This window comes from Aliirhizobium wenxiniae, assembly GCF_014201355.1.
GTDB classification, from domain to species: domain Bacteria; phylum Pseudomonadota; class Alphaproteobacteria; order Rhizobiales; family Rhizobiaceae; genus Neorhizobium; species Neorhizobium wenxiniae.
Genome location: NZ_JACHEG010000004.1, coordinates 201,493 through 220,299 on the forward strand (window position 1 = coordinate 201,493; position 18,807 = coordinate 220,299).

Here is an 18,807-nt window from a genome sequence, read left to right on the forward strand (position 1 = left end):
GCAGGAACGCTCGATATGACGAAAGCCTTTACGGTGCAGAACCTCGGTCTTTCGATCGACGGAAATGCGATCCTGTCGGATGTCGGCCTCGATTTTCCGGCAGGAGAAGTGGTGGCTTTGGTCGGCCATAATGGCTCGGGCAAATCAAGCCTTTTGAAAATACTTGCGCGACAGCTGACGCCGACCACGGGATCCGCCGCTTATGCTGGCCGCGATCTCAAGCAGTATGACGGCCGCGATTTCGCACGGTCCGTCGCCTATCTGCCGCAGGATCTGAGCACTGGATCCGACATGACGATCCGCGAGCTTGTCGCTTGCGGGCGTTATCCTTGGCATGGGGCGCTCGGCCGGTTTTCCGATCTCGACCGGCAGAAGGTCGAGGCGGCGATCGAGGCGACGCATATCGAGAGATTTGCCGACCGCATGGTGGGTACGCTGTCCGGCGGGGAGCGCCAGCGGGCATGGATTGCCATGTTGATCGCACAGGACGCGCACTGCCTGCTGCTCGATGAACCGACCGCGGCACTCGACATTGCCCATCAGATCGAGGTCCTTTCGCTCGTGCGACGGCTTGCGCATGAGGGTGGCCGAAGTGTCGTCATCGTGCTTCACGACATCAACATGGCCGCACGGTTCTGTGATCGGATCCATGCGCTGAAAGGCGGCCGCGTGGTTGCCAGTGGAACACCTGACGACATACTCGTACCCGACGTGTTGCAGACCATCTACGGGATCGACATGGATGTGATTGCTGCATCCAACCTGTCGCATCCGCTTGCCTATGCCCGCTGAGGCCCTGACACGATGACGGTCTTGCGGCGATCTTTTCTGCAATGCGCGGCGGCGGCAGCAATGATGCCGAAGCCGGTGTTTGCCGAAATGGCCGGATTGCGGGTGGTCAGCCTTGATTATGGGCTGTCATCCACGCTTCTGTCTCTCGGTCTGCCGCCTGTCGGAATTTCGGATCTCGCCGATTGGGGCCGATGGGTTGTCGAGCCGGTTTTGCCATCCTCCGTCATCGACATCGGCAGCGCCTACGAGATCAATTTCGAGATCCTCGTACAGGTGAAGCCCGACGTTATCCTGACCACACCTTATCTCGATGAACTTCTGCCCAAGCTTCAACCGGTGGCGAAAGTTGTCCGGCTTGAGATTTTCACCCCCGACGCCGGTCCTATCCTGCCGGCGGCCATTGCCGCGACACGCAGGCTTGCCGCGGAAATCGGACGGCAGAACGAGGCTGAAGAGTTCCTTGCGCGTTCCGACACTTTTTTCGAATCCTGCAAGAATAGACTGGCCGGCAGGAAACTGCCGCCGGTGGCGCTGGTCAATTTCATGGACGCCCGCCACGCCCGCATCTATTCGGCGTCCGGTCTTTTCCACAATGCGCTGGAGCGCATCGGGGTTCGCAACGCGTGGGAAAAGCAGTCGAATTACTGGGGGTTTGAGACGATCGGCATCGAGGAGTTGTCGACGATCAAGCATCCGGATGCGCGCCTGATCGCCTTCGATCCCATCCCGCCGGATGTATTGCCGAGGCTCGCCGACAGTCCGCTCTGGCAACGCCTTCCGTTTTCACAGCCGGGACATTTTTCCGTTCTTCCGCCGGCCCTGATGTTCGGCATGGTGAATGAGGCCGTTCGCTTCGCCGGCCTGTTGACCGAGCTTTTGGAAAAAGACGCATGACCGCATCCCGTCGCGACATTCTCGGGCCGGCTCTCGTGACGCTATTGCTGTTATGCGCCGGCGGAGTGACATCCTGGTTTCTTGCCGCACCTGCCTTGTCCGTACCCGGCGGTTCTGCATACGATATCGAGCGGATGGTGCTCTATTATTCGACGCTCCCCCGGCTCGCGACGGCGTTGCTTGCCGGTGGTGCCCTTGCCTTGTCGGGCGCGCTGTTCCAGCAGGTCCTGCGCAACCCGCTGGCCGATCCGACGACGCTCGGCGTTTCGGCAGGAGCAAACCTTGCCTTGGTCATCACATCGCTTTTCCTGCCCGGTCTGTTAGGAGCCGGCCGTGATCTCGTCGCCCTGGCAGGCAGTGGCGTTGCAGCTGCAATCGTCGTCAGTCTCGGCGCACGCCGGGGGTTCTCACCTTATTCGCTCGTACTCTCCGGCCTCGTGTTGAGCCTCTGGTGCGGCGGCCTTGCGGCCATCCTGACTTATCTGAATCAGAAATATCTGGCGAGCCTGTTCATATGGGGCGCAGGTTCGCTCTCACAACAAAGCTGGGTCATTCCATTGTCGCTGATGTGGAAACTTGCCGCTGTTTCCATCGTCTGCGCCATGCTCATCCGGCCGCTCTCCCTACTTGATCTGGGGGAGGGCAGTTCCTCGGCGCTAGGGGTCAAGCTGGTCCGTCTTCGTACGATCGTTATCGTCTGCGCCGTTGCGCTTGCGGCCTTCGTCACCAGCGCTGTGGGTGTGATCGGCTTTATCGGACTGGTGGCGCCGACGATTGCCCGGCTGGCGGGTGCAAGGCGGCCGGTGCAATTGATCTTATGGTCTCCGCTGATTGGCGCCGGGCTGCTCTTCTTTGCCGATTCCGTCTTGCAGCTTGTCGCAGGTGGCCTTGGCGATTTCCTGCCGACCGGAGCGGTCACGGCGATTTTCGGTTCACCATTGCTTCTGGCGCTTCTGCCACGGCTGAAGATCCGCCATCGAATTCAACAGGCTTCAGTACGAAGGCAGTCGCGCCGATGGGATACGAAGATCCCGATCGTCATAGCACTCTTTGCCCTCGTCCTGATGCTGCTCCTCAGCATGTTTGTCGGGCGCGGGATCGATGGAAGCTGGACGCTCGTTTTCGGTGAATATTCCCGGGATGTCTTGTCTATCCGCATGCCGAAGATATTCGCCGTCCTGGCATCCGGCGCAATGCTTGCCGTCGCGGGCTCGATCCTCCAACGGCTGACCGGAAACGAGATGGCGAGCCCTGAAGTTCTCGGGATCAGCGCCGGGTCGACATTCGGTGTCGCGATCGCACTTTTTGCGATCGCGCCGGGCTTTTCCGGCCAGTTCCTGTTTGCGGTGATCGGGGCGATCATCGTGCTTTCGATGATATTGCTCGGTTCCCGCCGATCATCATTCGCGCCCGAGCGGGTATTGCTGGCTGGTATCGCGCTCAGCGCCATGGTCGACGCCGTGGTCGGCGTGCTGAGTTCGACGGGTGATCCGCGCGCTGTACTTTTGATGCGCTGGATGAGCGGCTCCACCTATCTGGTCGATGGCATGAGTGCCGCAGCAGAGACGGTGATTGCAGTTATCCTCATAGCAATTGCATTCGCTGCCCGACACTGGCTCGATATCCTGCCGCTCGGCCCTGCTCCATCTGTCGCGGTTGGTGTCCCTCTGGCGCGCGCAAGGCTGGCGTTGTTCGGGCTTGCCGGATTGCTGACAGCTACTGCAACGCTGACAGTCGGTCCGCTCTCCTTTGTCGGGTTGATGGGGCCACATCTGGCGCGGGAGGCAGGCTTGACGCGTGCCATGCCGCAGATGATCGGCGCATCCCTGATTGGTGGAGGATTGATGGTGGCAGCCGATTTTGTCGGCCGGACGATCGTGTCGCCCTACCAGATCCCGGCCGGCCTCGTTTCAGCACTCATCGGCGCTCCGTTCCTGATGCTGATGATGCGCCGAAAGGCCTGAGCGTCGTCTGCTGTGGATTAACGGCTCTCCAGCTTGCTTACTGGCTGGCCAGAAAACTCTCATAGGTCTGCTTCAACCCCACTTTCAGCGGCCGGGCATTGTCCCAGCCGAGCCCATGCAGGCGAGTGAGATCGGCAAGCTTGCGCGGCGTACCGTCCGGTCGCGAACGATCAAAGGAGAGCGGTCCCTCGAAGCCTACGGTTTCGCAGACAAGATGGGCGACATCGGCGATCGAAAGCTCTTCGCCCGAGCCGATATTGACCGGCAAAGCATCGGAATAATTGCGCAACAGGAAGACTACGGCCTCTGCCAGATCGTCGACATGAAGAAACTCCCGAAGCGGGTTACCGCTGCCCCAGATTGTCAGACTGTCTGCATTTTTCAGCTTGGCCTCATGTGCCTTGCGGATCAGCGCCGGCAGAACATGACTTGTTTCCAGGTCGTAATTGTCGCCGGGACCGTAAAGGTTGGTGGGCTGAGCCGAAATGAAATCCAGTCCCTGCTCCTGCCGATAAGCCTGGCAAAGCTTGATGCCGGCAATCTTGGCAATGGCGTACCATTCGTTGGTCTTTTCCAATGGACCCGTCAGCAGCGATTCCTCGCGGATCGGCTGTTCCGCGTCACGGGGATAGATGCAGGTCGAGCCGAGAAGGAGAAGCTTCTCCACGCCGGCGCGCGCCGAACCCTCGATGACATTCGCCTCGATCATCAGATTGTCGTAGAGAAAGGAGACTGGTGACGCGCTGTTGGCCGCAATGCCGCCGACACGGGCTGCCGCCATGATGACGGCATCCGGCTTCGTGTATTCGAGCCAGCTGCGTGTCGCAGCCTGATCCCGCAGGTCCACTTCACTGCGCGGCACGGTCAGTACCTCGCAGTTTTCCCTTGCGAGAAGCCGCACGAGCGCCGAGCCGACCATACCCCGATGGCCAGCTACCCAGACCCGTTTTCCCTCAAGCTCGAACGGCGGCTTCATCTGTCAGTCCTTGTCCCTTTGATGCACCGAGTTCGCATGTTCGCGAATATCGGACTGGACCATCTCGGTAATCATTTCCTCCAGCGTGGTGGTTGCTGTCCAGCCGAGCTTTTCCTTAGCCTTGGCAGGGTCCCCCAGCAAGAGATCGACTTCCGTCGGACGGAAGTAACGCGGATCGACCTCAATAAGGCAGCGATTGGTGCCGCGCTCGAAGCCGCGCTCCTCGACGCCTTCACCCTTCCATTCGATCTCTATGCCGGCGACCTTGAAGGCCGTACTGACAAAATCGCGCACGCTGACAGTGCGGCCGGTGGCAAGAACATAGTCGTCTGGCTCATCCTGCTGGAGAATCCGCCACATGCCTTCGACATAGTCGCGAGCATGGCCCCAGTCACGCTTGGCGTCGAGATTGCCGAGATACAAGCGGTCCTGATCGCCGGCAGCGATCGCGGCCACGGCGCGGGTGATCTTGCGGGTCACGAAAGTTTCGCCGCGGCGCGGGCTTTCATGATTGAAAAGGATGCCATTGGACGCATGCATGCCATAGGATTCACGGTAATTGACCGTGATCCAGAAAGCATAAAGCTTGGCAACGCCGTAAGGCGAACGTGGATAGAATGGGGTGGTTTCCTTCTGGGGTGTCTCGACCACCTTGCCGTAAAGCTCAGATGTCGAGGCCTGATAGAAGCGGGTCTTCTTTTCCATGCCCAGAATGCGAATTGCTTCGAGGATACGCAATGTGCCCATGCCATCCGCGTTTGCGGTGTATTCCGGCGTTTCGAAGCTCACATGCACGTGGCTCTGTGCGGCAAGGTTATAAATCTCGTCCGGCTGCACTTCCTGAATGATGCGGATCAGGTTGGTTGAGTCGGTCATGTCGCCGTAATGCAAAGTAAAACGGCGGTCGGTTTCGTGCGGATCTTCATAAAGATGGTCGATGCGCCCGGAATTGAAGCTCGATGAGCGGCGCTTGATGGCGTGAACGTGATAACCTTTCTCGAGCAGGAGTTCAGCCAGATAGGAGCCGTCCTGCCCGGTGACGCCGGTAATCAGTGCGCGTTTCGCAACCTTGTTGGTCATGGTAGTCATTCCTTAGCAGGGACGAGCGACGGCGGAGAAGGCTTCAGCCACACGCGCAATATCCGCCTCGTTCAGGTTATGATGGTTCGGCAGGTAGATGCCGTAATCGTGCACCTTGTCTGCGTTCTGCAGCGCGAGCTGCGAATGGTCCCTAAGCCAGAAGGGATGGCGCGCGATGTTGCCGCAGATCAATGGACGGCATTCGATATCGAGCGCGTTGATGTGCTTGTAGGTTTCAAGCCGGTTTTCAATGAACGTCCCGTAGGCGAAGGAGGAAAGAACTTCCGTGTCGCCCGACTGGCAGAAGAAGTCCGGCAATGCTTTGCGATAGAGCTCGAAATTGATGCGCCGGCGCTCAACGATATGGTCAAGTTTTTTCAGCTGCGAACGGCCGAGGAACGCCTGCAGGTCGGTCGAGCGCAGGTTATATCCGGCGTGATAGAAGGTGTAGAGGTTCTTGAACTCGTCGATACCGTTCTCGTCAGCCAGAGATTTGCGCAGGTCCGGACGCAGGTCGCGGCTCCATCCATGCGATCGCAGCGATAGCATCAGCTGGTGCAGATCGCTGTCGTCGGTGACGACCATGCCGCCCTCAATGGTCGAAATATGGTGGCCATAATAGAACGAGAAGCTGCCTGCAGTCCCGATCGAGCCGAGTTTCCGGCCCTTGTAGGTCGAGCCTAGCGCTTCGCACGAATCTTCCAAAAGCTCGATATCATAGCGCTGGCAGATGTCGCGGATCGCATCCATGTCGCCGGAGTGGCCGAGCACATGAACAAGGATCAGCAGCGACGGCGGATCAGTGCGGCACAGATCCTCCAGGTGGTTGAGGTCGATACCGAGCGAATTCGGATCGCAATCGCACAGGCGGACGTCGAAGCCCAATTGCAGCAGGGGCGAGACGGTCGTGACCCAGCTGACGCCGGCGGCGATCGCCTTGTTGTTGCGCAGACGGCCAGCCTCCTTCAACGCGGCGATCATCAGGAGGTTGGCGGAGGAGCCGGAATTCACATAGACCGCATGCCTGCTGCCCATCCAGGTCGCGAACTCTTCTTCAAAGGCGAGTGTCTGTTCGGCCTTGGTCAGTCGGTTGCCCGCGAGCATCCATTCGGAGAGCGCCTCAAGCTCGTTCTGGGCAATGGTTTCCTCGGCGAGGCGGATAGGACGAAGTACGGACATCAAGACGCCTCCCTGATGCGCACAGAGCGCATCACTTTCATTTCCAGATAATAGCGGGTGACTTCGGCATAGGCGGCGCGAAGCTTCAGGGTCTTCTCGCCGGACGCAAACGCATCGATCGTGATGGATCCCTCATGAGCGCGGAAGAATGCGAGCGGCTCTCTGACAAACCCGATCTTGGGATAGCGTAGCATCGAGAGTAGCGAGACAAAGGCGTCGGGACCGACGCCGCGATATTCGTTTCTCTGCAGCGGCAGCCGACCCTGATAGAGTGCGTCGATCAGGATCTGGCGGCGATATACGGCTGCACCGGGCGAAATCAGCGAGCCGAGGATCTGTTTCTCGACGGCCTCGACGGGGAATATACCGGTTTCGGGTAGCCATTCTACGAACTGGCGAAGCTTGGTCGGAAGACCTGGCCCATCGACCACATCGGCGCCGCTGAATGCAAAGCCGGTGTCTTCGTCGATAACGGAAAGGCAAGCCTCAATGAAATTCGGAGCGATCCAGTCGTCGTCATACTGAAGGTGCACGAAGTCACCCTTGGCATGCAGCACGCCCTCAAGCCAGCAAAAATGCGGGCCGAAGTCGCGTTCGCGGCGAATGTAGAGGATACGATCACCGTAGGATGACGCTACCTCCACTGTGTTATCTGTCGATCCGTGGTCGACAACGATAACCTCGACGGGGCGCGTCTGGTTCAGCGAACTCTCTATCGCCACAGGTAGCATGTCTGCGCGATTGAAGGTTGGAATGACAATGGAAACAGTCTCAGACATTAAGGTCTCCTAGGATCTGTCTAAGCCGCGAAATATTGGCAACGAGAGTATCGGCGCTGCCGGTAGCTCGGATTTCGAGAGGATGCGGGCTCAATCCCTGAACAAAATCGCGTATAGTCGTGCCATTGCCAGAGGCGACATTGACAGGACCGGTTGCTGAAGAAAGGGCAAGGCGCACCACGTATTCAGCTGCCTTCTCAGCAGGCAGAAAATCACGGATACTGTCTCCGCCAGGCACCTCGAAAGGCTGGGTCAGATCTTCATTGGCAAGACGCCGTTCTACAGAGGGGCGCAGGAACGAGCCCGTCTGGGCAGGGTCGTGAATGGAGAAAAGCCGCGTAGCGAGAAAGGCCCGACCTGTGGCGTCGCATATGTCTGCAGCAACGCTTTCGGCCTGCCACTTGGTGCGACCGTAAAGCGATGCCGGCGTCTTCTCCGCTTCTTCGCAAATTGGCTCTGCTGATGGCGCGTAAATGTGGCTTGAAGAGCAAAATACAAACGAAGCCTGCTGCCCTTCCAGCGCGGAAAGAAGATTGATCGTGCCACCGACATTCACCGCATAGGCACGAGCAGGATCTGCCTTGACCGAGGCAACAGGAACCAGAGCAGCAAGGTGAATGATCTTATCGACTGCGGCTGCCGCATACTGCGCCCGCACGGCATCCAGGCTGGTCAGGTCGGCCTTGTTGATGATTATCTCCGCATCAGGGGACAGGCGAGCCAGATGTGAGATCACATGCCGCCCCAGTATCCCGCCTGCACCGGTCACCAGGATGCGCATTGATCACACCATCTACGGGCATGGGCCGGAGACGAAGCCCATCGACAATAAGAAGTGGAGCCGACTGCCTGCTGCATTCTATACCCTTGTTATGCGTGACGAAGGGTTTCGCAGCGCAGAGATTCACCCAAGTAACAGGCTTGAAGACTCACGGTTCAGGCCCTCAGAAATCGTGGTTATGGCAATTGACGTGAACGCCCGACGCATGCCATCCCTCGTTAACAATCAATGACGTTTGTTCCATGCGCGAACCTTACGGCGAAGGAATTCCCAGATATGCATTATACCCGAGTGAGGACGCAGAGCGATTTCGAGGGCGCTCTGGTTACCGTGTATTGCGCGGTCTGGCATCGGCAGCAAAACAAGCTCGATCTTCTAAAATCCCATTATCTCAATCTGCGCCGCCAGAGTATCGGCGTGCGCATGCTCTACATTTTCGACAATGGTGATACGCCGCCGGATTGGCTGGATGCGGATTGCTACGTGTTCTCAGGCCCACTTTCGATCTACGAAGCATGGGCTGCAGCCGTGGCGCTCAACAAGTCGTTCTATGTCATGAACCTCAACCTTGACGATCGTCTGGCCACCAATGCGGTGGAAATGTTGGTTGGAGCGGCCTGTGCCTCGTCGGCGGCGCTTGTGGGCGGCGAGTGGCTGATCTGTTTCGATCAATCGCATCTTGACCAGCCGTTCAAGGCGCCTTTGCTTATGGCTTCGGAATTCGTTTCCGAGTGGCCGCCCAAACCAAACCCACGGCTCAGATTGGGTTCGGGTTCCGGTGAGCGCGGCACTTTTGGTCCGGCGACCCTCTGGCATGCTGCAGCAGTGGGCAAATATTACCCGAGTTATTTCAACGATGGATCGATCATCAAATCGATTGGCGATACGTTGTTTTGGGGCGTGCTGCATCAAAAGGGTCTAAGGATGGTGCGCCTGCCGATGCTTATAGGCAAATATTACTCGTCACCGACAGAACAGGCCGAATTCCGTTCGCATGATGACCAGGAGCTTGTCACTCGCCACGGCATTTCCAAAATTTCGTTTGCGGACCGCATTCTTGGTGGAGAAGTGCCAGAAGTGCCTGGACCAACCGCCTAGCCTCTCGATTGCGGGATGGTGACCAGGAATTCGGTGCCTCGATAGGATGAGTTTTGCAGCGTGATTGTTGCGCCGTGTGAGGCAAGCATCGCGCAGCTTGAAGCAGACTCATGGACTGTTGTGGTGATGTTATCTGCACCAGTCGCCGCCTTCTCCAAGCCACCAGCCCTCGGCGAGGAGGCGATAGGGCAAGCGGGGAAGGGCGGAGCGATCGGGAATGAGGTGCTTTTTCATGTCGGCAGAATGCCCATGGCATTTGCAGATTATGTGCAGGCCATGAGGAGATATTCAGGATTTTGGTCCGAACCGAGCCGTCTTCATCGAGAAGCCTTTGGGAGAAAGCATGTTTTCCGACAGATAGTCTTCGAACGGGTTTTCCACTCATGGCGCGGGTGGGCTTGACGCAGGATCGTGCAGCCAAGATCCGCTGACCGTAAGTGGTAGCTTTGCCGCATACTCAACTCCATGTGTCTGCTGTACAAAAATGCCAACGTCGCCTGGCGCGGCTCCATGGGAAGAGAAAGACATCATGAATTCATTTCAACCAGCTCCCTTGAAATTGTATCCGGCGACAGCGGGAGGTGCGACGGCTGCCGTTCTTCACCATGGCGCTCAACTGGCTTCCTGGCGGTCTGCGAAAGGTACGGAAAACATCTATCTGTCTGAGCTGGCCGATTTTTTGCCGGGTAGCGCCGTGCGTGGCGGCGCGCCAATCTGCTTTCCGCAATTCTCCACCCTAGGCGATCTGCCACTGCATGGTTTTTTCCGCAACCAGATCTGGACGCCGGTTCCCGGCGGTGCAGATGGCGCCGAGATTGCGCGGTTACAGCTTCGCGACACAGACGAGACTCGCGCGCTGTGGCCGCACGCTTTCCAAGCTGAACTTCAAGTGACAGTAGCGGATCACAGCCTGGAGATCGCTTTCTCGGTATCGAATACAGGGGCCGAGGTGTTCTCCTTTACCGCAGCGCTCCACACCTACTTCCGGGTGGCAGAGATCGCGAACGTAGCCATCACGGGCTTGCAGAATATCCGCTATCTGGACAAGCTAAAGGAAAATGTCATCGACACTGAGACGAGCGCGCGACTGCTGATCGACCGCCCGCTCGATCGCGTCTATTACAACACAACGGAGGCGCTAACCCTCGAAGATGGCGCTCGTCAGCTGCGGATCTCTACGCAAGGCATGCCCGATACCGTCGTATGGAATCCAGGCCCGGAACGTTGCGCCACCATCGCCGATCTGCCCGATGATGCCTGGCAGCATTTTGTCTGCATTGAAGCGGCGGTCGTTGACGCTCCAATCTCTCTTGCTCCCGGAGCAACGTGGCGCGGGATCCAGAAAATGGAAGATCTTCGAGGCGATCGATAAATCCCTGAATGCGTCGAGGGCAATCATCCGTAGTGTGATTGCCCTCGATCTAGGGAGCAAAAGTCTTATTTCCTTGAACAGGAGCCGCGCTTTAAGCGGATCCTGTTCATCAGTCGTGAAATTATTGCGGGGTCACGTCGAAGCCGAACCACTTCATCGACAGTGTCTTCAAAGTGCCGTCGGCTTTGGCGGCGTTGATTGCTTCGTCGAACTTGGCCTTGAGAGCCGTGTCGCTCTTGCGCAAGCCGACCGAGCTGCCGGCGCCAAGGAAGCCACCCTGGAAACGCGGTCCAACGATTTCCATCTCGCTGTTGGTGGGTTTTTGGATGGCGGTCGTCAAGTAACCCATGGAGGCGGTGATTATGTCGACGCGGCCCGCGATCAGGTCAAGATCATGCTGTTCGGTGGTTTTGTATTCCCGCTTTTCGACAGTGTCCTTGAGGTATTCGTCGATTAATCGCGAGCCGATCGAAGCGGTCTGGACCCCGACGATCTTGCCCTTGAGCAGTGGCTTCAGTTCTTCTATGGCCTTGCGTGCGCCTTCCTCGTTGGTGGAGAGCGAGTAGATGGCATCCTTCAACGGCATGTTTGACAGGTCGGAGTCTTTCAGGACGGCAAAGGCCTGACCGGTGGTGCCATAGGAAATCGAGAAGTCGATGACTTCCTTGCGCTTTTCGGTGGCTGACATGCCGGCCATGATGGCGTCGAACTTGCCGGCGTTAAGAGCCGGGATCATGCCGTCGAAAGCCTGGGCGACGATTGTGCACTTGATCTTCATATGGTCGCAGAGATAGTGCGCCAATTCGACGTCGTAGCCGTCCAGTGTGCCGTCCGGGCGGGTGAGGTTATAGGGAGGAAATGCACCTTCGGTGGCGATGGTGATTTCTGTCTTTTCCTGCGCGAAAGCGCCGGTCGCAAGCGTCATCGCTGCGAACACGCCGGCAGCCAGTGTCTTGATGATTGTCATTGTCGTTCCCCGTCTCCTTGTTGGGTATGAATTGGTCTCAGGCGCTGATGAACTTGCGGAAGCGCTCCGACTGCGCGTTGGTGAACATTTCCTCCGGGCTGCCCTGTTCCTCGATGGCGCCCTGATGGAGGAAGATCACCCGACTGGACACGTCGCGGGCAAAGCCCATTTCGTGGGTGACGACCAGCATCGTGCGGCCCTCGTCGGCAAGCGAGCGCATGACGCGCAGGACTTCGCCGACCAGTTCCGGGTCGAGCGCCGACGTCGGTTCGTCGAACAACATGACCTTGGGGCGCATGGCGAGCGCCCTGGCGATTGCCGCACGCTGCTGTTGGCCGCCGGAAAGATGCGAGGGATAATGATTGCGTTTGTCGGCAATGCCGACCTTTTCAAGCAGCGCTTCCGCCTCGGCGATAACATCCGCCTTCGGCCGCTTCTGCACATGGATCGGCGCTTCGATGATATTCTCGATCACCGTCTTGTGGGACCAGAGATTGAAGCTCTGGAACACCATGCCGAGCTCGGAGCGGATGCGTTCGACCTGCCTGCGGTCGACGATCCGGCCATAGCCTTTTGCGTCGCGCTTGAGGCTGATTTTTTCGCCGGCGACGCTGATATCGCCGGCATCGGGCGTTTCCAGCATGTTGATGCAGCGAAGCATGGTCGATTTCCCGGAACCGGACGAACCGAGAATGGAGATCACTTCGCCTTCATGCGCAGTCAGGTCTATGCCTTTCAGCACTTCGACAGGGCCAAAGCTCTTGCGCAGTCCGCGGACCTCGATCGCAGGTGTGGTGGTGGATGTCATTGCGGTCATTTCATTTCTCCTGCCGCAACGGGCTGAAGGCTGGGCGCTTGTCGCAGATGCGGGCTCAGGCGGTATTCGATCAGGACGACGATGCGGGCGAGCACGAAATTGATGGCGAGATAGATCGCGCCTGCAACGATGAAGACTTCGATCGCCCGGTAGGTTTCGGAAATCAGCTTCGCGGCAACGCCGGTCACTTCCATGATGGTAATGATCGACGCAAGCGAGGTTGCCTTGACCATGGAGATGATCTCGTTGGAATAGGCCGGCAGCGACTGGCGGATAGCCAGCGGCATGACGATGCGGCGAAACACCAGAAAACGTGACATGCCGCAGGCGCGTCCAGCTTCCACCTGCCCGTGCGGCACGGAAAGAAGGCCGCCACGGATGATCTCGGCGGAATAGGCGGCGGTGCAAAGCATCAGTGCGATGATCGCGCACCAGTAGGGGTCACGCAGGATGAACCAGAACATGCTGCGGCGCACGCCGCGGAACTGGCTGAGACCGTAATAGATCAGGAAGATCTGCACGAGCAGCGGCGTTCCGCGGAACACGAAAATATAGGCGCGGGCAAACCAGTCGAGCGGCGCAATGCCGGAAAGACGGCAGAGCGCCAGGCCGAGCGCGAGAACGGTTCCCATGGCCACCGACGTTGCAGCCAGTTGCAGCGTCGTCGGAATGGCCGAGATCAGCGTGACAAACGTCTCGTAGAGGAACACGAAATCCATTAGCCCCTCCGCACGCCGCGGGTGAACCGCTTTTCGCTGAATTGCAGCAATGCACCCGACAGGGTCGATATGGCGAGGTAGATCATGGCGGCGATGAAATAGAAGTCGAAGGGGCGGCCGGTGGAGCCGGCACCGATCTGCGACTGGCGCAGCAACTCGACGACACCGGTGATCGACACGAGAGCGGATTCCTTCAGCACGATCTGCCAGACATTGCCCATGCCGGGCAGGGCGTAGCGCAAAGTCAGCGGCGCGATGATGCGGCGAAAGCGCAGAAAGGGAGACATGCCGCAGGCAATCGCCGCTTCGAGCTCGCCGGTATGGACGGCCTTGTAGGCACCGCGAAACACTTCCGTCTGCTGGGCACCGGAGGTGACCCCGACGGCGAGCGCCCCGGCGAGAAAGCCGGGAAAGCTGATGAAGCCGCTTGCACCGAAGAGATGGCCGAAGGCGGAGATGACCGTGCTGCCGCCGAAATAGAAGAGATAGATGACGAGAAGATCGGGAATGCCGCGCAATACCGTGGTGTAGGTGCCGGCAACGCCGCGGGCAATCGGTCCGCCGGCGATCTTTGCCCAGGCGCCGAGTGCGCCGAAGACCATGCCGATGGCATAACCTGCGAGCGCGATCAGGATCGTCATCATGGCACCGGCGGCAAGCGCCGGTCCCCAGCCGTCCGGCCCGCTGCCGATCAGATCGAGAAACGAGGGCTGTGTCATGCAGCATCCTGGACGAGCGGGATCGGAGGATCGACGTCATCCGGGATCGGGTTGACGAAGGGCGTGCCTTCGAGACGATAGGCGAAATCGGCCTTCGCCTCGGCAATCCGTTCGGGATTTGCGAACAGATCGGCAGCCGTCGAGGCCATGACCTTGGCGGCATGGGCCATGCCCTTATGGGCCGCCGGCAGTTTGCCCTGGGCGACCAGTTGCCAAGAATGGCCGGGTGTACCGATCGCGTAAGTGGCGCCGCGTACCTGCACGGTCGGAACCACCCAGCTGACGGTGCCGACATCGGTGGAACCGACGATCGACGTATCGCCGCTTTCCGGCGGGAAAATCACGTCGCAAAGCGGTACGCCGGGGCGCGGCTTGAGGCCGAAACGCTGGAAGGACGACTTGATGTCAGCCGGCGTAAACGTCTTCTGGAACTCGGCAGCCTTGGCGCGATCCGCATCATCGAAATCCGGCAGGCCGATGCGTTCGATATGGCCGTGCATCAGGGTTTCGAGCGGCGTGTTGCCGACTAGGTTTGCGTCGCCGCTGATGATTTCGCTCCTGACTGTCGTGCCGGTCATCAGGGCTGCACCGGCTGCCACATCCTTGACGCGATCAACGAGTTCGAGAAGGTCCGGCAGGTCACGTGCGCGCACAAGGTAACGAACCGTGGCGCGGGCCTGAACGACGTTTGGCGCGTGCCCACCTGTATCGGTGACGGCGTAATGAATGCGTGCGCTCGATGGCATGTGTTCGCGCAGATAGTTTACGCCGACATTCATCAACTCGACAGCATCGAGAGCGGAGCGCCCGAGGTGGGGCGTGGCAGCCGCATGCGAGGCGCGGCCGGAGAAATGAAAATTTAGCTCGTTGCAGGCGAGCGAGACCGGATTGTTGACGCCGACAAAAGCGGCCGGATGCCAGCAGATCGCGATATCGACATCATCGAATACGCCGGCGCGAACCATGAAGCCCTTCGAGGAGCCGCCTTCTTCCGCCGGGCAGCCGTAATAACGAATGCGGCCGGGCAGATTGTTGGCGGCGAGGTAATCCTTGACGGCTGCTGCCGCAAGCAGGGAGCCGGAACCGAGCAGGTTATGTCCGCAACCATGGCCGTGGCCGCCGGCAACCATCGGGCGCTCCTCGGCGATACCGGCTTCCTGGCTGAGGCCGGGCAGAGCATCGTATTCACCAAGGATGGCGATGACCGGACCGCCTTCACCGGCTTCGCCCATTACCGCGGTCGGCATGCCTGCGACATTACGGGTGATCCGAAAACCTTCCGCTGCAAGCTGCGCCGCATGGGCTTCACTGGAAGAAAATTCCTCGTAATTCACCTCTGGTGTGTCCCACACCTGGTCGGCGAGGCGGGCATAATCGGGCGTCTTATTGTCGATCAGTTCCCAGACGGCGTCGGAGTTTTTCATGCTATCGGTCTTTTGTTGACAAAATTGGTACCAATCCTATTTACGGAATAACATTTGCGCAACATTTCTTTTTGATTATTTATTGGGCAATTATGCAGACTTCGAGAGTGGTGATGACGGGTTCACAGACGGTTACCGAAGTGGATGGAGAGCGGGATGCTACTCAGCTGATCCTGCAGGATATTCAGTCCGGCGTTTATGCGCCCGGCACGTGGCTCAAGCAGATTGACCTCGAGACCCGCTATGGCCGCGGCCGCAATGAGATTCGCCGCGCACTCGACCGTCTCGCCCTGAAACGAGTTGTCGAGCATGTCCCCAACCGCGGCTATCACGTCTATCTGAGTGACGGAAAGCAATGGGACGATATAGCCGAGATCCGCATCATGCTGGAGACGGGCATTGCCGGAAAGGTCATCGCAAATGCGACGCTGGCGGATATTTCAGGCCTCCGAGATTTGGCGAACCGGTTTCAGGGCTTGCTTCTTTCAGGCACGGTACTCGAGCTTTACGAGGCAAACCTCGCCTTTCACCGCGCCTATGTCGATCTTGCCGGAAACGCGGAACTGCACAGCGTGATCGCGGAACTGCGGCAGCGTACATCGTCTGCGCCGGTGTCGCAGTGGCATACGCGATCAAGGATCGAGGTTTCGGCTGCGGAACACCATGAAATGGTCGATGCGATCGCAGAGAAGGACGAGTTGCGGTTGAAAACGCTCATCGAGCAGCATATCCGGCAAAAATAGCCGGTTTCAATTCCTGCTCAAAAATCGCACAATCCCCTCACTTTCTTAATCCCGACCCATTCAGAGCGGCCGAGATCCGGTTCACCAGCTCGCTTTTCGGTTTATTATGATTCTACTTGCTCTTTTCGAACGCGCAGCGCTGATGCTGATGGTGCTGTTCTTTCTCGGACGCACGCGCCTTTTCAAGAACGTGCTCTGGAAAGGTAGGCTCAGCGGGCTTGAGCTTGCCTTTTTGTCCGCACTGTTTTCCGGCTTTGCTGTCGGCGGCACCTATATGGGCATTCCGGTGGAAGGCGCGCTCGTCAACGTCCGCACCATCGCCATCATGTCCGGCGGGATTTTGTTCGGGCCATGGGTAGGCATCCCTGCCGGCATCATTTCCGGCCTGCACCGTTTCCTGATCGACATCCACGGCCCATCGGCCACCGCCTGCCTGATCAGCAGTATCTGTGCCGGGCTTTTATCGACCGTTATCCATTACCGCGGTCGCCGCAGGTGGTTGTGGTTGACCGGCAGCCTTGCCGGTATGGCCTGTGAATGCCTGACCATGCTGCTCATCCTGCTTCTGGCTCCCGTTGGTGTCGGCAGCGCGATCGTTGCGGAAATCGCCTGGCCGATGATCATCGGCTCCATGTGCACCGGCATGATTATCAAGCGTATCCAGGACATCGAGGATGAAAAGGAATTAACAGCCGCGCATGAGGCAAAGCTTGCTCTCGTCATCGCCAACCGCACTCTGCCGTTTTTCCAGAACGTGCAGGACGATACGCTCGCCAAGGTTTGTGGCGTGATCCACGAATGCCTGGAGGCGGATGCGGTCGCGATCACCGACCGGGACCATGTGCTTGCCTATGTCGGCATCGGTCACGAATATTATGACGAGAAAAAGCACAAGCATCTGAGCGAGCTGACAGCAGATGCCATCCGCAATGACCGGATCACCGTCGACAATAACCTGCATCGTTATCCGGCGGCGGATTTCCGCTCCGTGGCGATCGTGCCGCTGCGGGAAAACGGCCTTGTTACCGGCACGTTGAAGATCTTTTTCAGCAAGCCGGACATGATTACCGATTCACTGCGTGAACTCGGCGTCGGCCTGTCGCAACTGATCTCTACGCAGATGGAACTATCGCGGGTGAAGGTTTTGCGCGAGATGGCGGCAAAGGCGGAATTTCGCGCGCTTCAGAGCAAGATCAATCCGCATTTCCTTTTCAATGCGCTCAACGCCATCTCGTCTCTCGTGCGGCTTCGTCCGGACGAGGCGCGGCAGGTCATAGCCAAGCTGGCCGATTACCTGCGCCATAACCTCTCGCTCAGCGACGGGATGATCGATATACAGGACGAGTTGCGGCAGGTGCACGACTATGTGGCGATCGAGCAGGCGCGTTTCGGCCCCAAACTGACAGTCACGTTCGATGTCGATGACGTCAATGTCGAAATCCCAAGTCTCTCGCTCCAGCCGCTGGTCGAAAACGCCATTCTTCACGGCATCCAGTCACAGCCGAAGCCGGGCGAAGTTCATATCGCGGTGAAGCGCCATGCCGATAGGGTCAATGTCACCATCCGCGATACGGGTAAGGGTATCGATCCGGAGGTGATCGAAGCGGTTGCCAATGGCCAAGCCGTGCGCGACCGGATCGGTCTGATGAACGTGAATGAACGCCTGAAACTGCTGCATGGCCAGGGCCTTACTATCCGAAGGCTCGAGCCGGGTACGTCCGTGAGCTTCGATCTTCCGCTCGAAAACACGGAGGCCGCATGAAGGCCCTGATCGTTGAAGACGAATATCTGGCGCAAGACGAGCTGAAATGGCTGATCGAAAACCACAGCTCCATCAAGGTCGTTGCAACGCAGGAAGATGGTCTTGCAGCCTTGCGCTATATGCAGGAAAACGATGTCGATGTCGTGTTTCTCGACATCAATATTCCGTCGATCGATGGGATGACGCTGGCGCGCAACCTTCACAAGCAGGCCAATCCGCCCAAGGTGGTCATCGTTACGGCCTACAAGGAGCATGCGGCCGAAGCCTTCGAGCTTGAAGTGTTCGATTACATTCTGAAACCCTTCAATGAGCAGCGTGTCGCCAACACGCTGAAGAAGCTGGAAAATCATCCGGGCTCGGCAGTACAGGCAGAGCAGGCGCCCCCGCCGCTCACCGCACCCAAGCGCACGGTCAACATACCACGCAAGGACAGTATCCTCGTGCTGCCGGCAGATCTTATCTATTATGCCCGCGCCGACGAGAAGCTGACCTATGTGCATACCATCAAGGGGCATTTCGTCATTCCGACCAGCATCGGTGATTTCGCCGAAAAACTGCCCACAGACACATTCTTCCGTTGCCATCGCTCCTGGTGCATCAACACGTCGAAGATTCGTGAAATTTCGCCGTGGTTCAACGGTACCTATGTCATCAAGCTGCACCATTTCGATGACGTCGAAATTCCGGTCAGCCGGTCTCACTTGAAAGAGTTTAAGCAGCTCATGCAGCTCTGACTGCCAT

General features: G+C 58.4%; 18 protein-coding genes. 8 read left to right on the forward strand and 10 right to left on the reverse strand.

The window, feature by feature from the left end; genetic code table 11:
- The first annotated feature begins 15 nt into the window (after positions 1-15).
- Genes HNQ72_RS18510 through fhuB form a run of 3 tightly spaced genes read left to right on the forward strand, consistent with a single transcriptional unit; the run spans position 16 to position 3,650 of the window.
- Complete coding sequence (locus HNQ72_RS18510) at positions 16-792, forward strand: ABC transporter ATP-binding protein (RefSeq protein ID WP_183994057.1); 777 nt, start codon at positions 16-18, stop codon at positions 790-792.
- Positions 793-804: 12 nt separating this feature from the next.
- Entirely contained in the window at positions 805-1,686 is an 882-nt protein-coding gene (locus tag HNQ72_RS18515; RefSeq protein ID WP_183994059.1) for an iron-siderophore ABC transporter substrate-binding protein, read from the forward strand.
- The gene (gene fhuB / locus HNQ72_RS18520) at positions 1,683-3,650 is read left to right on the forward strand and encodes a Fe(3+)-hydroxamate ABC transporter permease FhuB (protein ID WP_183994061.1); all 1,968 of its coding nucleotides are present in this window, start codon (positions 1,683-1,685) and stop codon (positions 3,648-3,650) included. The genes HNQ72_RS18515 and fhuB overlap by 4 nt, the downstream gene beginning before the upstream one ends.
- A gap of 37 nt (positions 3,651-3,687) precedes the next feature.
- Here the strand turns inward: fhuB and HNQ72_RS18525 are convergent, their stop codons facing one another.
- Genes HNQ72_RS18525 through HNQ72_RS18545 form a run of 5 tightly spaced genes read right to left on the reverse strand, consistent with a single transcriptional unit; the run spans position 3,688 to position 8,445 of the window.
- Positions 3,688-4,626 (reverse strand): GDP-L-fucose synthase family protein, encoded by a 939-nt coding sequence (locus HNQ72_RS18525; RefSeq protein ID WP_183994063.1) that lies wholly within the window; start codon positions 4,624-4,626, stop codon positions 3,688-3,690.
- A 3-nt stretch (positions 4,627-4,629) separates the two neighbouring features.
- Positions 4,630-5,715 carry a GDP-mannose 4,6-dehydratase gene (gene gmd, locus HNQ72_RS18530; protein WP_373289460.1) on the reverse strand — a complete coding sequence of 362 codons (1,086 nt, stop codon included), beginning with the start codon at positions 5,713-5,715 and terminating at the stop codon, positions 4,630-4,632.
- Between the two features lie 3 nt (positions 5,716-5,718).
- Complete coding sequence (locus HNQ72_RS18535) at positions 5,719-6,885, reverse strand: DegT/DnrJ/EryC1/StrS family aminotransferase (protein WP_183994067.1); 1,167 nt, start codon at positions 6,883-6,885, stop codon at positions 5,719-5,721.
- The gene (locus HNQ72_RS18540) at positions 6,885-7,664 is read right to left on the reverse strand and encodes a glycosyltransferase family 2 protein (RefSeq protein ID WP_183994069.1); all 780 of its coding nucleotides are present in this window, start codon (positions 7,662-7,664) and stop codon (positions 6,885-6,887) included. Before HNQ72_RS18540 ends, HNQ72_RS18535 begins: the two co-directional genes overlap by 1 nt.
- On the reverse strand, positions 7,657-8,445 hold the full coding sequence (locus tag HNQ72_RS18545; RefSeq protein WP_183994071.1) for an NAD-dependent epimerase/dehydratase family protein: 789 nt from the start codon (positions 8,443-8,445) through the stop codon (positions 7,657-7,659). The genes HNQ72_RS18540 and HNQ72_RS18545 overlap by 8 nt, the downstream gene beginning before the upstream one ends.
- A 276-nt stretch (positions 8,446-8,721) precedes the next feature.
- Between HNQ72_RS18545 and HNQ72_RS18550 the strand changes: the two genes are divergently transcribed.
- Positions 8,722-9,543, forward strand: coding sequence for a glycosyltransferase family 2 protein (locus tag HNQ72_RS18550; RefSeq protein WP_183994073.1), 822 nt, complete (start codon positions 8,722-8,724; stop codon positions 9,541-9,543).
- 529 nt (positions 9,544-10,072) lie between these two features.
- Positions 10,073-10,915, forward strand: a complete 843-nt coding sequence (locus tag HNQ72_RS18555) for a D-hexose-6-phosphate mutarotase (RefSeq protein WP_183994075.1) — start codon at positions 10,073-10,075, stop codon at positions 10,913-10,915.
- 121 nt (positions 10,916-11,036) lie between these two features.
- Here HNQ72_RS18555 and HNQ72_RS18560 read toward each other — a convergent pair whose 3' ends face one another.
- The 5 genes from HNQ72_RS18560 to HNQ72_RS18580 are packed head-to-tail and all read right to left on the reverse strand — an operon-like array spanning position 11,037 to position 15,561.
- Positions 11,037-11,882: a transporter substrate-binding domain-containing protein gene (locus tag HNQ72_RS18560; protein WP_183994077.1), complete on the reverse strand. Its 846-nt coding sequence runs from the start codon at positions 11,880-11,882 to the stop codon at positions 11,037-11,039.
- Positions 11,883-11,919: 37 nt separating this feature from the next.
- Positions 11,920-12,699: an ABC transporter ATP-binding protein gene (locus tag HNQ72_RS18565; RefSeq protein WP_183994079.1), complete on the reverse strand. Its 780-nt coding sequence runs from the start codon at positions 12,697-12,699 to the stop codon at positions 11,920-11,922.
- A complete protein-coding gene (locus HNQ72_RS18570; RefSeq protein ID WP_183994081.1) occupies positions 12,696-13,418 on the reverse strand; it encodes an ABC transporter permease in 723 nt (240 codons plus the stop codon). The genes HNQ72_RS18565 and HNQ72_RS18570 overlap by 4 nt, the downstream gene beginning before the upstream one ends.
- The gene (locus tag HNQ72_RS18575) at positions 13,418-14,137 is read right to left on the reverse strand and encodes an ABC transporter permease (protein ID WP_183994083.1); all 720 of its coding nucleotides are present in this window, start codon (positions 14,135-14,137) and stop codon (positions 13,418-13,420) included. The genes HNQ72_RS18570 and HNQ72_RS18575 overlap by 1 nt, the downstream gene beginning before the upstream one ends.
- On the reverse strand, positions 14,134-15,561 hold the full coding sequence (locus HNQ72_RS18580; protein ID WP_183994085.1) for a M20 family metallopeptidase: 1,428 nt from the start codon (positions 15,559-15,561) through the stop codon (positions 14,134-14,136). Before HNQ72_RS18580 ends, HNQ72_RS18575 begins: the two co-directional genes overlap by 4 nt.
- A gap of 113 nt (positions 15,562-15,674) precedes the next feature.
- Between HNQ72_RS18580 and HNQ72_RS18585 the strand changes: the two genes are divergently transcribed.
- The 3 genes from HNQ72_RS18585 (at position 15,675) to HNQ72_RS18595 (ending at position 18,800) form a co-directional block, all read left to right on the forward strand.
- The gene (locus tag HNQ72_RS18585) at positions 15,675-16,304 is read left to right on the forward strand and encodes a GntR family transcriptional regulator (protein ID WP_183994087.1); all 630 of its coding nucleotides are present in this window, start codon (positions 15,675-15,677) and stop codon (positions 16,302-16,304) included.
- 106 nt (positions 16,305-16,410) lie between these two features.
- Positions 16,411-18,066 (forward strand): LytS/YhcK type 5TM receptor domain-containing protein, encoded by a 1,656-nt coding sequence (locus HNQ72_RS18590; RefSeq protein ID WP_183994089.1) that lies wholly within the window; start codon positions 16,411-16,413, stop codon positions 18,064-18,066.
- A complete protein-coding gene (locus HNQ72_RS18595) occupies positions 18,063-18,800 on the forward strand; it encodes a LytR/AlgR family response regulator transcription factor (RefSeq protein WP_183994091.1) in 738 nt (245 codons plus the stop codon). The genes HNQ72_RS18590 and HNQ72_RS18595 overlap by 4 nt, the downstream gene beginning before the upstream one ends.
- The last annotated feature ends 7 nt before the right edge of the window (positions 18,801-18,807 follow it).